We start from the raw sequence: 14,513 nt of genomic DNA on the forward strand, positions 1-14,513 counted from the left end.
TTAAAGAACAAAGGTATTATTGTAGGCAAAGATGTGCAACTGCTTGCTTTAAAGCGAAATACGCCTTCCGAGCTTTATGTGTTCGAATAAAGACGAAAAAAAGATAGTAAAAAAGCTGCATAATTGTTTGGTCAAATAAAATAAAAGACCTACTTTTGCAACCGCAAACGAGGAATTAAGCACTCTTAGCTCAGTTGGTAGAGCAACTGACTCTTAATCAGTGGGTCCAGGGTTCGAATCCCTGAGGGTGTACAAACAAAAAGGAGCAACAAATGTTGTTCCTTTTTTGTTATATACCTATATTTCACTACATTTGTGCGCAATCAATGATTTCAATTAAAAAGAATAATAATATGAACAAAAATTTAAGGCAGGTAGTAGTTCTTCTGGCGCATCCCCATATAAAAGAATCACAAGCCAACAAAGCATTGATGGAAGCCATTGACGATATGGAGGAGGTAGCCGTTTACAACCTATACGAAATGCGTGAGGAAGAAGCTTTCGACGTGGAGGCATGGAGCAACATCATTTCACACGCATCGGCACTTGTGTACCAGTTCCCCTTTTATTGGGCATCTGCCCCCTCTTTGTTGAAAAGATGGCAGGATGAAGTGTTCATTTCACTGGCTAAGACTCCTGCCGTAGCAGGCAAAACATTGCTGGTGGCCACCACCACCGGTTCTGAACACGACGCTTACCGAAGCGGCGGACGAAACGGCTTCACCATGGACGAATTGTTAAGGCCCTATCAGGCAGGTGCGATGCATGCCGGGATGAAGTGGCAAACACCCTTCATTGTCTATGGCATAGGAACCGCGGAAGCAAACAAAAACATAGCCGAAGGGACCAACGGCTATAAAAGAAGAATCGAAGCGTTGATTAAAAAAGAGGGATGCAGGAATGACTGGTGAAAACAACTCCTGCAATTCTATTTGACTATAAAAACACTAAATAAAAAGAACTATTATGTTACGTAAAATCAGATTGGCTTTTGCTACAATCTTCTTTGTGCTCATCACCCTGCTGTTCCTCGACTTCACGGGGACACTACACGGATGGTTCGGTTGGATGGCTAAAATCCAGTTCCTGCCGGCACTGTTGGCGTTGAACGTAGGGGTAATTTTGTTCCTGGTTCTCCTTACACTGGTGTTCGGACGTGTCTATTGTTCCGTAATCTGCCCGTTGGGCGTATTTCAGGATATACTGGCTTGGTTGGGACGGAGACCTAAGAAACGGCGGAAACTCCCCTACTCTTATTCTCCCGCAATCTCTTGGCTCCGCTACGGTGTATTGGGAGTGTTTGTCATTGTTCTGGTTGCCGGAGCAGGTTCTTTGGCTGCCTTGCTCGCACCTTATAGCGCCTACGGACGTATTGCCGGCAACCTGTTCCAACCGTTGTGGCAATGGGGAAACAACCTGTTGGCATCTATGGCTGAACGGGCGGACAGCTATGCTTTCTACGAAACGGAAGTATGGCTGAAAAGCCTGCCGACTTTTATAATAGCCGTCGTCACGTTCGTGATGCTTGCCATTCTTGCCGGGCGCAACGGGCGCACCTATTGCAACACGATTTGTCCGGTGGGCACAGTATTGGGATTTCTTTCGCGCTACTCGCTTTTCCGCATCGTGATAGATACGGAGAAGTGCAACAATTGTAGCGTATGCGCCAGAAATTGCAAAGCTGCCTGCATCAATTCCAAAGAGCATCAGATTGACGCGAGCCGCTGCGTAGCCTGCATGAGCTGCATCGACAAGTGCAAACATGGAGCCATTTCCTATCAATATCATCCCTTCCGGAAAAAGGCAGACGCTCCCCAAAGCAGTTCGGAACCGGTGAACGAATCCCGTCGCAGTTTCTTTACGGCAACCGCTTTGGTAGCTGCCGCTTCTGCCGCAAAGGCACAGAAGAAGAAAGTGGACGGTGGGCTTGCCGCCATCGAAGACAAACAAATACCGAAACGTAGCACTCCGCTCACCCCTCCGGGCTCGTTGAGCGCACGCAACATGGCGCAACATTGCACGGCTTGCCAACTCTGTGTATCGGTGTGTCCCAATCAGGTGCTTCGCCCTTCCACCGATTTGATGAAACTGATGCAGCCGGAAATGTCTTACGAACGCGGTTATTGCCGTCCGGAATGTACCAAATGTTCGGAAGTATGCCCCGCAGGAGCCATCAAGCCGATAACCAAAGAGGACAAATCGTCCATTCAGATAGGACACGCCGTATGGGTGAAAAAGAACTGCATCCCATTGACGGACGGTGTGGAGTGTGGCAACTGCGCACGTCATTGTCCCGCAGGAGCCATACAGATGGTATTGAGCAATCCCGAAGATGAGAATGCCGTCAAGATTCCGGTAGTCAACGTGGAACGTTGCATCGGATGCGGCGCATGCGAGAATCTTTGTCCGGCCCGTCCGTTCAGCGCTATCTACGTGGAAGGGCACGAAAGACATCGGATAATTTAATGTTAATGATTTATTGGGAAGTAATTCTCAATCTTCAATTCTCAATTTTCAATTAAAAAAAATGGAAGAGCAACATCAGAACAATATGAACCGCCGCGATTTCCTGAAGATTGCAGGTATTGCGGCAGCCACCTCTACCGCCGCCCTTTATGGCTGCGGTTCGAAAGAAAGCGGCAGCGCAGAAAACAAGACAGCAGGTCCTGTTCTTACAGACAAGATGACCTATCGCAGTTTCCCGGAATTGGGAGATGACAAAGTCTCCATCTTAGGATATGGATGCATGCGCTGGCCCACAATTCCCGCCAAAGACGGCGAAGGAGAAATGATAGACCAGGATGCTGTCAACGAACTGGTGGACTATGCCATTGCCCACGGCGTGAACTACTTCGACACCTCCCCGGTGTATGTGCAAGGCTGGAGCGAGAAATCCACCGGAATAGCCTTGAAGCGTCATCCGCGCCAATCGTTCTACATAGCGACCAAACTTTCCAATTTTCATCCTGATACGTGGAGCCGGGAAAACTCCATTGCGATGTACCGCAAGTCGCTTGAAGACCTGCAGGTGGACTATATCGACTACTACCTGCTGCACATGATTGGTGGCGGCGGAATGAGCCAATTCCGCAAGCGCTATATAGACAACGGCATGATTGATTTTCTGGTCAAGGAACGTGAAGCAGGCCGCATCCGCCATTTGGGATGGTCGTTCCACGGAGACATCGAAGTATATGATTATGCGTTGCAGATGCACGACCGGAACGAAGTGCATTGGGATTTCGTACAGATTCAGTTGAACTATGTGGACTGGAAGCACGCTTCCGGCGGCAACTTCAAGGCAGAATACCTCTATCATGAACTGGCGAAACGGAACATTCCCGCTGTCATCATGGAACCGCTGCTTGGCGGCCGTCTTTCCAAAGTCCCCGACCACGTGGTGGCACGTCTGAAACAACGCGAACCGGAGAACAGTGTGGCGTCTTGGGCATTCCGCTATGCAGGTTCGCCGCAAGGGGTGCTTACCGTATTGAGCGGCATGACGTATATGGAACACCTGCAAGACAACGTGCGCACCTACTCACCGCTCGTCCCGCTGACAGAGGAGGAAACGCAATTTTTGTATGGCACGGCGGATTTGATGCAAGAGTACCCCACAATTCCCTGCACACAATGCAAGTATTGTATGCCGTGCCCGTATGGCATTGACATCCCTGCCATTCTGACGCACTATAACAAATGTGTCAACGAAGGCAATGTATCCGAAAGCAGCCAGGATGAGAATTACCGGAAAGCACGCCGGGCATTTTTGGTAGGTTATGACAGAAGTGTGCCCAAACTGAGGCAGGCCGATCACTGCATCGGATGCAACCAATGCACTTCCCATTGCCCGCAAAAGATTAAAATTCCCAAAGAGTTGCAGCGCATCGACCGGTTTGTGGAACAACTGAAACAGGGAACTCTTTAATATGGAAACCATCATCGACCTGCTTCACAAGGGAGGGTTCTCCTGCGTGATGAAGAACCGGGAGGAAATTCGCACCTTCAGCCAACGCGGAATTGCCGACTTATACGACTTGTATCAGACAGACCCCGGCTTCATGAAAGGAGCTTCCATTGCCGACAAGGTGATAGGAAAAGGGGCGGCAGCCATGATGGTGCTGGGAGGATTCAAGGCTGTTTATGCCGATGTCATCAGCGTTCCGGCAGCGAATCTGCTGCATGAAGCCGGTGTGGAAGTTACCTTCTCTCAAGAAGTGCCCCACATCATCAACCGTGACAAAAGCGGCCGGTGTCCGCTGGAAACGGCATGCCACGATTTGAAGTCTGCGGAAGAGATGTATCCGGTTATCCAAGATTTCGTAATTAAAATGCGATTGAGGAAATAGATTTTTAAGCATAAAATAGAGACCTTTTGATAAAAAGGTTTATATTTGCCATTGTTTAACAAGCGTGTCTTGTGTAAACCATTGAACACATAAAAAAAGTAATTATGAGAAGATTTAATTTGCAGATGGCTGCAACCGTTATGATTTGCGGCGCATTTCTTTTCAGCTCTTGCATCGGCTCCTTCGGATTGCATGGCAAATTGGTAAGCTGGAATCAAAATGTTGGAAATAAATTTGTCAACGAACTCGTCTATTTAGCACTCAACATTATTCCTGTATATGGAGTTTGCTATTTGGCAGACGCATTGGTTATCAACTCTATTGAATTTTGGAGCGGTTCCAATCCGCTGGCAAGCATCGGCGATGTGAAGACAGTGAAAGGCGAAAACGGCAATTATCTGGTGAAAACACTCGAAAACGGCTATTCCATTACCAAAGAAGGCGAAACCGCTTCTATGGAGCTGATTTACGACCGGGAACTGAACACTTGGAATGTAGTGGCAGACGGAACCAGCGCCGAATTGTTGCAACTGAACAACAACGGCACCGCTCAACTGACGCTTCCCAACGGCGAAGACATGACCGTTGCACTAGACGCACAAGGTGTAGCTGCCGCACGTCAGGCAACAGGGGTTGATTGCTACTACGCCTTCATCAATTGAAAATTGAAAATTGAAAATTGAGAATTGAGAATTGGGAGTTGAGATTTTTTTTATTTCTCAATTTTTAATTCTCAATTCTCATTTTAGAACGGATATCCCACTGCAAAGTGGAAAGCAAAGTCACGGCCGAAATCCGGATGAATAATCGGATATCGGCCTTTTCCTTTTTCATAGACGGGATTGACGGCCTTCATACCTCCATCAAAACGAAGCACAAAGAAGTCCAAATCCAGACGAAGTCCCAAACCGTATGCCACCGCAATCTGCTTGTAGAATTTGCCGAACTCGAACTTGCCTCCCGGTTGGTCCTTGTAGTTCCGTATGGTCCAAATGTTTCCCGCATCTACAAACAGAGCGCCTCTGAACTTCCAGAACAGACGAGTGCGGTACTCAAGGTTGGCGTCCAGTTTGATATCTCCGGTCTTGTTCAGAAAAATCTTTCCGTCTCCATCGTAAGAGCCCGGTCCCAAATTGCGGACAGACCAGCCGCGGACACTGTTGGCCCCACCGGAAAAGTAACGCTTCTCAAAAGGGATGATGGAAGCATTGCCGTATGGCACAGCAACGCCTGCACCGAAATGGAAGACAATCGCATTGCGATTGTCAATCATCCAGTTCTTGGCAAAGTCGAAATCCCCTTTGAGGTACTGCGCAAAAGGGATATTAAGCAGAGTGTATTCTCCGTTATCGTTCTTTTTGCCTATCCCGCCCATCCTGGCCAACGCATATAGCAGATTGCCTGCCGACTCAAAGTTCAGGCGGACGGTATAAGAATTTCCCATCAATGAGTTGTTCATAAGCGCCCTTCCGGCACTGTTGTAAACGTAGCTATATCCCGTGCGGACAATGAAACGGTCTTCGTAGTTATAGCGGAGGATATAGTTCTCGTCCTTATTCAAGTAATCTTCCTTAAAGCCGGAATCTATCCAAGGCATATATAGATAGTTGACATCTATTAAATCGATGCGATGTTGCGAGCGCTGCTGATGCACTCCCCACTTATAGCTCCACCCGGCAGATGCCACAATGCGTGTGAACTCCGGACGCATCTGGTAGTTGTACTGCAATCCGAATTCCGTGGTCGCTCTGATCTTTTGTTTGAAATCGTTGGAGAGGAAAGGGAACAGGAAACGCGGGAAGTTAATGGTAGCTTCCGCTCCCAACTCCGTATAGTTCTGATTCAGGTTGTTGCTTAGTCCCGATACGGACTCATACGCCCCACGCAACTTGAACATGAATGCCTCTGAGCCTCTGAACAGATTGCGGTTGTGGAACGAAACGGCCGCCGCCGCACCTAAGTCACCGGCTGAGTTCGTCCCTTCCACTTCAAAAGAGACGGCTTGATGCTTGCCTTTTGTCAGCATAACGTAGGCATTCAGCTTGGCACTGTCGTTCTGCTGCACTTCAAAGAAACGGATATTGGTATATTTCAGTACCTGCAGACGGCCAAAACCGGAGTAGGTGCGCTGCACGGCCTGCTCGTTGTACAGGCTACCGGGAGTGATGCGCAGGTTGCTCGTCAGAACTTTGGGGCGCAGGTACAGCTTGTCTTTGTAGTAGATAGGGAAACCTTTGTAATGCAGGGAATCATTCACCTCGATACTATTTAAGGCAGATGATTGCAGCATGTTATAGTCGGTAATGAAGTTCACCTTGTTGATGGTGTACTGACGATGTCGTTGCAACTCGTCTCCGTTGTGCAGCCTGTATGGCGACAAATGCAACGTCAAGTCAACCCAATAAGTATTCCGCACGGTGTCTGCCGTATAGGAAATGTACTCCTTGTTGAACTTGTAATACCCGTTCTGCAAAAGATGGTTCGTAATCCGTTGGCGTTCCGCATCCAGCACATTGACATCAAAGGGCATACCTTCTGTCAGCAGGGTAGCTGCGGAATCTTGTCGCATATACTCCTTTATCTTGTCGTCAGGAATGTCGTATTTCAAGGTACGCACCTTGTAGGCTTTTCCGGTAGTGACCTCATAAGTCAGCTTCAGTTTCTTCTTCCTGACTTTCCGTACGGGGGTCACCCTTGCTCCCATATACCCCATATTCTGCACAGCCTTGGCTATTTCCTCACCGGTACGTTCGGTATCCTCCTCATTGTAAATGACAGGAGCATCTCCCATTCTGCGCAGCGTGCGGTTTATCCAACGCGTAGAGTCGCGTCCCGACCAGTTATATACATAGAGTTGCGTCTTTATCAGACTGAACCATTTGGAATTGGGATTTTGACGGACGTAGATGGAAAGGTTGGAAGGTTTCACCTCTTTGTTGTCCGTATGTATGCGCACCTCATCCAGCAAATACGAACCGTCCGGCACGTATTTGGTAGAAGAGCAGGAAGTCAATAGAAGCACGATGACGGCAAGTGCCGCACAGCTGAAACCTTTATTCATACCGAATTATTGATTGCGCATAAACTTGCCACAAATATAGTCCTATTTTTTCGTTTGCGAAACGGTTTACGTACATTTCCGCAGGAAAAGAGAGGGCATTATCCTCCTACCTGACAGACACAAGCGTCTGTCATCTCAAACACTTGTGTTTGTCACGTTGAACACAAGTGTCTGTCATGTTGGACACAAGTGTCTGTCAACAGGCTTATTTGCGTCTTGACAAATACTCCTACAACTGCATGTTGTAGTGCATTGGCTTTAGCTCCTTCCTGCGAAAGAAGCCATTCTTGAAACAAACAAACTCCCGCCGAACTTGCGTAATCCGGAAATAAAAGAGTACTTTTGTCAGAGAATAACATTTACTCTATCACATTATGGCATTAAGCAAGAACCGCATCAAATACATTCGTTCGCTGGAACTGAAAAAGAACCGGAAATCCGATAAAGTGTTTTTGGCCGAAGGCCCTAAACTGGTCGGCGATTTGTTGGGGCATTTCCCTTGTAACTTTCTGTTGGCAACCTCCGAATGGCTTTCCCGAAACAACCACCTTCCCGTGGAGGATGTGACCGAAGTTTCGGAAGAGGAGTTGTCACGTGCCAGCCTGCAGAAAACCCCTCAACAAGTATTGGCGGTGTTCAGACAGCCGGACGATGAATGGGACGCCTCCGTCATCAGCCGTTCTCTTTGCCTGGCTTTAGATGATGTGCAGGATCCCGGCAACTTGGGAACCATTATCCGTCTGGCCGATTGGTTCGGGATAGAGCACATCTTCTGTTCTCCCAACACCGTGGATGTCTATAATCCGAAAACGATTCAAGCCACTATGGGTGGAATAGCACGGGTGAAGTTGCACTACACCCCCCTGCCCGCCTTGATTCAGTCGTTAGGAGATGTTCCCGTTTATGGCACTTTCCTGGATGGAGAAAATATGTATGGGCAACCTTTGTCCGCACACGGACTGATTGTGATGGGCAACGAAGGAAATGGCATCGGAAAAGAGGTGGAACAACTGATAAACCGCAAACTCTATATTCCGAACTATCCCGCCGACCGCGAGACCTCCGAATCCTTGAACGTAGCCATCGCTACCGCAGTGGTCTGCGCTGAGTTCCGGCGACAGGCCGCATTGTTGTAAAATCAAATGGGAAAAGAATGACCGGAGTGAAAGAGGAAAGTTTTTCTTCTACCTCCGGCGGCATCGCCTCCAGCAAGCTTTGCTGTCTGCCGAACTCCGGCATATCGGCATCTGCTGCGGGAAGCAGGAGTATGACACCCGGCAGCCATTCGGTATTTTCCACCTCTTCCGTAAGTGGGAAAATGCGGACAATCGTCCCCTCTTCCGTCTCTACGACCTGCCGTCGCAGATAACCATATTCCGGAAGAAAAAGGAAATGGGAGGCATAACGTTTCATCTCTTCTGAAGGGGTTGGGAAGAGATTTTGTCAAGCTTCTCCAGTCGCGGACGAGGCCGTGCACCTTCACGTCCGGGAGCAACAGGAGTTACGACTTCCTTTATTTCCATCGGTTTCTGTTCTATCGGCTGCTTCGCCTTTTCCTGTTTGGGAAGAGAATCATCGGCTCGCCCAAGTGTATCTTTCGGAGCAACCGCCAGACTATCCGTGGCATGGTAGCGCATCAGAGAGATGGAGTCCACCACCAACGAGCGTAAAGAGGGCTGCATCGGATAATAGATGAATCCACGCACTTCTTTGATTTTGCCCAACGTATCGGCATTCAGACCGATTGTCTCAATACCTGCACTTGACACCCTTTTGCAGGCACCGATTACAGTATCATTTTTCTCATACTGAATCTGCATCGCCATCAACGGAGCGTGGATGCTATCCGGCGTTCCGCTATTGAAACGGAAGCGCACACTCCAATGCAAGATGTCACGGTCGTGGAAGTTCGTGTCGGAAGGTAGTTTGAAAGTGATTCTATTGTTCAAAGGCATACCCGTCAAACGATAGATGTGTTGCCATATCCATACGTCAATGCTGTCGCCGGGAAGCGATTCGTCGGGCTTGTTGTCACGCAAGGCAATCAGGTGGTTGATGCCGTCCCGTTCCACTTTCAACCTCTGGTTTACCTTTTCATACACTTTGGCGAGCACCTCCGGGTTGCGGGCGTACCAAGCCATCGTGGTGTCAAAGTCGGCTTGCGTGATGCCATGTTTCTTGAAAACCGATTCAACGTACAGCACCCGCTTATAGCTTTCGTTATACGGCACTTCCTCTCCCATCGCTTTTGCAATGTGGTAATCATAGAGCACATTTTCCATTTTGGCATCCGGCAAGACGACCTTCGGTCTTTTCACCTGACAGGCAGTCAAGCAGAATGCCAAAAGGAAAGTGCCATATCGTTGAATAAGTCTTCTTCCTTTCATGATTTCTTTATAGCGGCATAATAGGCTTCGTTGAAGTCTTTGCTGTAGAACAGAAACAAAGCGATGATGCCACAACTGATTGCCGCATCGGCAAAGTTGAATATCGGGCTGAAAAAGATGAAATGCTCTCCGCCGACAAACGGCATCCATGTAGGCCAGTTCGTGTCAATGATGGGAAAATAAAACATATCCACCACCTTGCCGTAGAACCACGGGGCATATCCTCCCCCTTCGGGCATGAATGTCGCTATCTGCGAATAAGTGCTTTCGTTGAACACAACCCCGTAGAACACACAATCGATGATGTTTCCCAAAGCACCGGTCAGCACCAATGAGACACATGCGATGAATCCAGTCCGCATATTCTGCTTCACAAACTTATGCAGGAACCATCCTATCACCACCACCGCTATGATGCGGAACAGGGTCAGAAACAACTTGGAGAATATCTCCATGCCGAAAGCCATACCGCTATTCTCGGTAAAGAAAATGTAGAACCAATCCGTAATGTGAATGCGGTCGTGGTAATACATATTTGTCTTAATCCAAATCTTGATGACCTGGTCTATAATCAACACCGAAAAGATAATCAGCAAGGCTATCCGGCCTTTCGTGAAATATTTCTTCATGCTTACCTTTTGCCATTATTTTTGGCTTCGATGCTCAACGTGGCGTGAGGCACCGCACGCAGACGTTCGGCAGGAATCAGCTTACCGGTTTCGCGGCAGATGCCATACGTTTTGTTCTCAATACGAACCAAAGCGGCCTGCAATCCCTGGATAAACTTCAACTGACGTTGCGCCAAACGAGTCGTTTCCTCTTTCGACAGCGTATTCGCCCCCTCTTCCAAAACTTTATAAGTGGGCGATGTATCGTCCGTATCGTTACCGTCCGCACCTGTCAGACTGGCTTTTAACAAATCATAATCGCGTTGCGCCAATTCTAACTTTTCCATAATAATAGCACGAAACTCTTCCAGTTCAGCATCTGAATATCTTGTTTTCTCTGCCATAATTCTACGTGTTTTTAACCAACTGGTATTATATAATAAAAATAATTTATTCTCTCACGACACTTACGTTCAGCGTGAAATCGTCAAACTCCAATGGAGTACCGTCTTCCACATTGTCGGCAAGCGTCAGGGATGTTCCCAAAACTTGGTTACAAATATACTCTTTATATTCATTCACCGCATCATCTGTTTGAGGATTTTTCGATAACGTAATGTTTATTTTGTCTGTTATCTCAAAACCGCTTGATTTGCGGATGTTTTGAATACGGTTCACCAGTTCACGGGCGATGCCTTCACGACGCAACTCTTCCGTTACCGTAACTTCCAACGCTACCGTCAGTTTGCCTTCATTAGCAACCAGCCATCCCGGAATGTCCTCGCTGAAGATTTCCACATCGGCGGTCTCAATCACGGCTTCCGCACTTTCCAACTGCAAAGCGTAGGAACCGTTCTTTTCCAATTCGGCGATAGCCTCCTGCGACATACCCGCTACGGCAGCGGCCACAGCCTTCATCTGTTTGCCAAACTTCGGGCCCAGTTTCTTGAAGTCACACTTCACCTTCTTCACCAGTACGCCGGCAGCACCATCCACAAATTTGATTTCTTTGACGTTCACCTCGTTCATGATGAGTGCCTTCACCGCCTCGATGTGGGCACGTTGTTCTTCATCCACTACCGGAATCATGATGCACTGAAGCGGTTGACGCACTTTGATATTCACCTTGCGACGCAATGCCAACACCATGGAAGTGACATCTTGTGCCATCTGCATACGGGCTTCCAGCTTCTTGTCTATCACCTCTTCCTTATATTCGGGGAACTTGGCAAGATGTACAGACACCACGTTGTCGCGTCCGGTTGCCGCAATCAAATCGGAATAGAGCATATCGGCATAGAACGGAGCAATGGGTGCCATCAGTTTGGCTACGGTTTCCAGACAGGTATAAAGCGTTTGGAATGCAGACAGTTTGTCTTGCGTCATGCCGCCACCCCAGAAACGTTTGCGGTTCAGGCGAACATACCAATTGGAAAGATTATCGTTCACAAAACCGGAAATCAGACGGCCGGCTTTGGTCGGTTCATATTCGTTATAGCAAGTATCCACGTCTTTTACCAATGTGTTCAGCACAGAGAGAATCCAACGGTCTATCTCCGGACGTTCCGCCATCGGCACATCGACTTCCTTGTATTCAAAGCCATCCACATTGGCATAAAGGGCAAAGAATGAATAGGTGTTATAGAGCGTTCCGAAGAACTTGCGGCGCACCTCTTCCACCCCGTCCACATCGAACTTCAGATTGTCCCACGGAGAGGAGTTGGTTATCATATACCAACGCAGGGGGTCGGAACCATACTTCTCGATGGTAGAGAAGGGATCCACCGCATTGCCCAATCGCTTGGACATTTTGTTGCCGTTCTTGTCAAGCACCAATCCATTGGAGATGACAGCCTTGTACGATACACTGTCGAACACCATCGTAGCGATGGCATGCAACGTAAAGAACCAACCGCGGGTCTGGTCCACACCTTCGGCAATGAAGTCGGCAGGATATACCTGATGGCTGTCCAGCAACTCCTTGTTCTCAAACGGATAGTGAATCTGGGCGTAAGGCATAGAACCCGAATCGAACCAAACGTCAATCAGGTCGCTTTCACGCTTCATCGGCTGGCCGTCCTTGGCAACAAGGATGATATCGTCCACATACGGACGGTGCAAATCTATTTTATCGTAATTCTCTTGCGTATAGACTCCCGGTTGGAAACCTTTCTCCTTATAAGGATTGGACTGCATCAGTCCGGCGACAACCGACTTCTCCACTTCATTGTAAAGCTCTTCCACCGATTCGATGCACTTCTCTTCGCTACCGTCTTCGGTACGCCAGATGGGAAGCGGAGTACCCCAATAGCGCGAACGGCTCAGGTTCCAGTCGTTCAGGTTCTCCAGCCATTTGCCGAAACGTCCCGTACCGGTACTTTCCGGTTTCCAGTTGATGGTCTTGTTCAGTTCCATCATGCGCTCCTTGCAGGCGGTACTGCGGATAAACCAGCTGTCGAGCGGATAGTACAACACCGGTTTGTCCGTACGCCAGCAGTGCGGATAGTTGTGTACATGCTTCTCTATCTTGAACGCCTGATTGCCGGCCTTCATCATCATGCAGATTTCAATATCCAGCGATTCGGCGGTCTGTGCGGCTTTTTCATCATATTTGCCATCAACGGTAAATTGCGGATCGTAGGCATTCTTCACCCACTTGCCTTGATATTCCTTGTACAAATCGACATCAACACATGCCTTCACAAACTCTTCATTCAGTTCGTCCAGCAGATAGAACTTACCGGTGAGGTCCACCATCGGACGTGTTTCGCCCCTTTTGTTTATCATGAACAGAGACGGGATGCCGGCAGCACGGGCCACCTGCGCATCGTCCGCACCGAACGTAGGAGCGATATGTACGATACCCGTACCGTCTTCGGTCGTTACATAATCGCCGGGAATGACGCGGAACCCTTTGGTGCTGACGCTCCAATTGCCATCGTTGTCCACATCGACCGGTTTCACCCACGGGATGAGCTGTTCATACTCCATGCCCACCAAATCGGGACCTTTGTACTCACCCACCACCTTAAATGGAATCAGTTTATCTCCGGGTTTGTAGTCCTCTAACGCAATATCTTCCGCTTTCTTATTGAAATGGGTATAAAGCAATGCCTTAGCCAAGACAACGGTCATTTTTTCTCCGGTATATCCGTTGTAGGTCTGTACGGCCACATAATCAATCTTCGGGCCTACACAGAGTGCGGTGTTACTGGGCAGCGTCCACGGAGTAGTGGTCCAGGCAAGGAAGTACGGTGTACCCCACTCTGCCATTTCAGGCTTCGGGTTCTTCATCTTGAATTGCCCTACCACGGTGGTGTCTTTGACATCACGGTAGCAACCCGGCTGGTTCAGCTCGTGCGAGCTAAGTCCCGTACCGGCTGCGGGAGAATAGGGTTGAATGGTATATCCTTTGTAGAGGAGTCCTTTCTTATGAAGTTGCTTCAACAGCCACCACAAAGTTTCGATGTAACGATTGTCGTAAGTGATATAGGGGTCTTTCATATCTACCCAATATCCCATCTTGTGCGTCAGATCTTCCCACTCTTTGGTGAACTTCATGACATCCTTGCGGCAGGCGGCATTGTAATCAGCCACAGAGATAGTCTTGCCTATGTCTTCCTTGGTGATGCCGAGCGCTTTTTCCACACCCAGTTCCACCGGAAGTCCATGTGTATCCCATCCGGCTTTGCGATTCACCCGGAAGCCTTTCATCGTTTTGTAGCGGCAAAATATATCCTTGATGGAACGAGCCAGTACGTGATGAATACCCGGCATACCATTGGCCGAGGGAGGTCCTTCAAAAAACACGAAAGAAGGACAACCTTCACGTTCTGTCATACTCTTGGCGAAAACTTGGTTTTCGTCCCACTTCTCCAACACTTTCTTGTTTACTTCCGAAAGGTCAAATTTTGAATATTCGGCAAACTTCTTACCCATCTTGCTATTTAGATTTTAACTACTTACATTATTTATAAAAGAGAGGTTCCGAAAAAGGTTTCAACATCTTTTGGAGACACTCCTTCCATTTTAAGGGTGCAAATTTACAAAAAACTTATAAGTTGCTTGTTTTTATCACAGATTTTTTTTATATAAAGCCACACGGATT

The 14,513-nt window shown here is 48.2% G+C and carries 12 protein-coding genes, 1 tRNA gene and 1 pseudogene; 8 read left to right on the forward strand and 6 right to left on the reverse strand.

The features are described 5' to 3' along the window. The 7 genes and pseudogenes from K2G43_RS05340 to K2G43_RS05370 all read left to right on the forward strand — a co-directional run. A pseudogene (locus K2G43_RS05340) lies at positions 1–90 on the forward strand (MBL fold metallo-hydrolase); the annotation flags it as partial. An 89-nt stretch (positions 91–179) separates the two neighbouring features. Beyond that, positions 180–252 (forward strand) — tRNA-Lys (locus tag K2G43_RS05345). Positions 253–353: 101 nt separating this feature from the next. Next, positions 354–911 (forward strand): NAD(P)H-dependent oxidoreductase, encoded by a 558-nt coding sequence (locus K2G43_RS05350; protein ID WP_300153367.1) that lies wholly within the window; start codon positions 354–356, stop codon positions 909–911. Positions 912–966: 55 nt separating this feature from the next. Next, positions 967–2,466, forward strand: a complete 1,500-nt coding sequence (locus K2G43_RS05355; protein WP_300153369.1) for a 4Fe-4S binding protein — start codon at positions 967–969, stop codon at positions 2,464–2,466. Positions 2,467–2,527: 61 nt separating this feature from the next. Then, positions 2,528–3,928, forward strand: a complete 1,401-nt coding sequence (locus K2G43_RS05360) for an aldo/keto reductase (protein WP_297643029.1) — start codon at positions 2,528–2,530, stop codon at positions 3,926–3,928. A gap of 1 nt (position 3,929) precedes the next feature. Continuing rightward, a complete protein-coding gene (locus tag K2G43_RS05365; RefSeq protein WP_297643031.1) occupies positions 3,930–4,349 on the forward strand; it encodes a DUF1893 domain-containing protein in 420 nt (139 codons plus the stop codon). 104 nt (positions 4,350–4,453) lie between these two features. Next, on the forward strand, positions 4,454–5,011 hold the full coding sequence (locus K2G43_RS05370; RefSeq protein WP_297643033.1) for a DUF3332 domain-containing protein: 558 nt from the start codon (positions 4,454–4,456) through the stop codon (positions 5,009–5,011). 83 nt (positions 5,012–5,094) lie between these two features. Here K2G43_RS05370 and K2G43_RS05375 read toward each other — a convergent pair whose 3' ends face one another. Further along, positions 5,095–7,410: a BamA/TamA family outer membrane protein gene (locus K2G43_RS05375; RefSeq protein WP_297643034.1), complete on the reverse strand. Its 2,316-nt coding sequence runs from the start codon at positions 7,408–7,410 to the stop codon at positions 5,095–5,097. A 374-nt stretch (positions 7,411–7,784) separates the two neighbouring features. Between K2G43_RS05375 and K2G43_RS05380 the strand changes: the two genes are divergently transcribed. Beyond that, positions 7,785–8,546, forward strand: a complete 762-nt coding sequence (locus tag K2G43_RS05380; RefSeq protein WP_297643035.1) for an RNA methyltransferase — start codon at positions 7,785–7,787, stop codon at positions 8,544–8,546. Here the strand turns inward: K2G43_RS05380 and K2G43_RS05385 are convergent. From K2G43_RS05385 to ileS, 5 genes are read right to left on the reverse strand one after another with little or no spacing between them, the layout of a single operon-like run. Further along, entirely contained in the window at positions 8,497–8,823 is a 327-nt protein-coding gene (locus K2G43_RS05385; RefSeq protein ID WP_297643036.1) for a hypothetical protein, read from the reverse strand. The two genes, K2G43_RS05380 and K2G43_RS05385, sit on opposite strands and share 50 nt — an antisense overlap. Continuing rightward, entirely contained in the window at positions 8,820–9,797 is a 978-nt protein-coding gene (locus K2G43_RS05390) for a DUF4296 domain-containing protein (RefSeq protein WP_300153374.1), read from the reverse strand. Before K2G43_RS05390 ends, K2G43_RS05385 begins: the two co-directional genes overlap by 4 nt. After that, positions 9,794–10,426, reverse strand: a complete 633-nt coding sequence (locus K2G43_RS05395; RefSeq protein WP_300153376.1) for a lipoprotein signal peptidase — start codon at positions 10,424–10,426, stop codon at positions 9,794–9,796. Before K2G43_RS05395 ends, K2G43_RS05390 begins: the two co-directional genes overlap by 4 nt. Before the next feature lie 2 nt (positions 10,427–10,428). Beyond that, positions 10,429–10,809, reverse strand: coding sequence for a TraR/DksA C4-type zinc finger protein (locus tag K2G43_RS05400; protein WP_297643039.1), 381 nt, complete (start codon positions 10,807–10,809; stop codon positions 10,429–10,431). Positions 10,810–10,855: 46 nt separating this feature from the next. Continuing rightward, positions 10,856–14,344: an isoleucine--tRNA ligase gene (ileS, locus tag K2G43_RS05405; protein ID WP_300153378.1), complete on the reverse strand. Its 3,489-nt coding sequence runs from the start codon at positions 14,342–14,344 to the stop codon at positions 10,856–10,858. Positions 14,345–14,513 lie beyond the last annotated feature (169 nt).

It is taken from the genome of Bacteroides sp. (genome assembly GCF_029057325.1).
Lineage (GTDB): Bacteria > Bacteroidota > Bacteroidia > Bacteroidales > Bacteroidaceae > Bacteroides.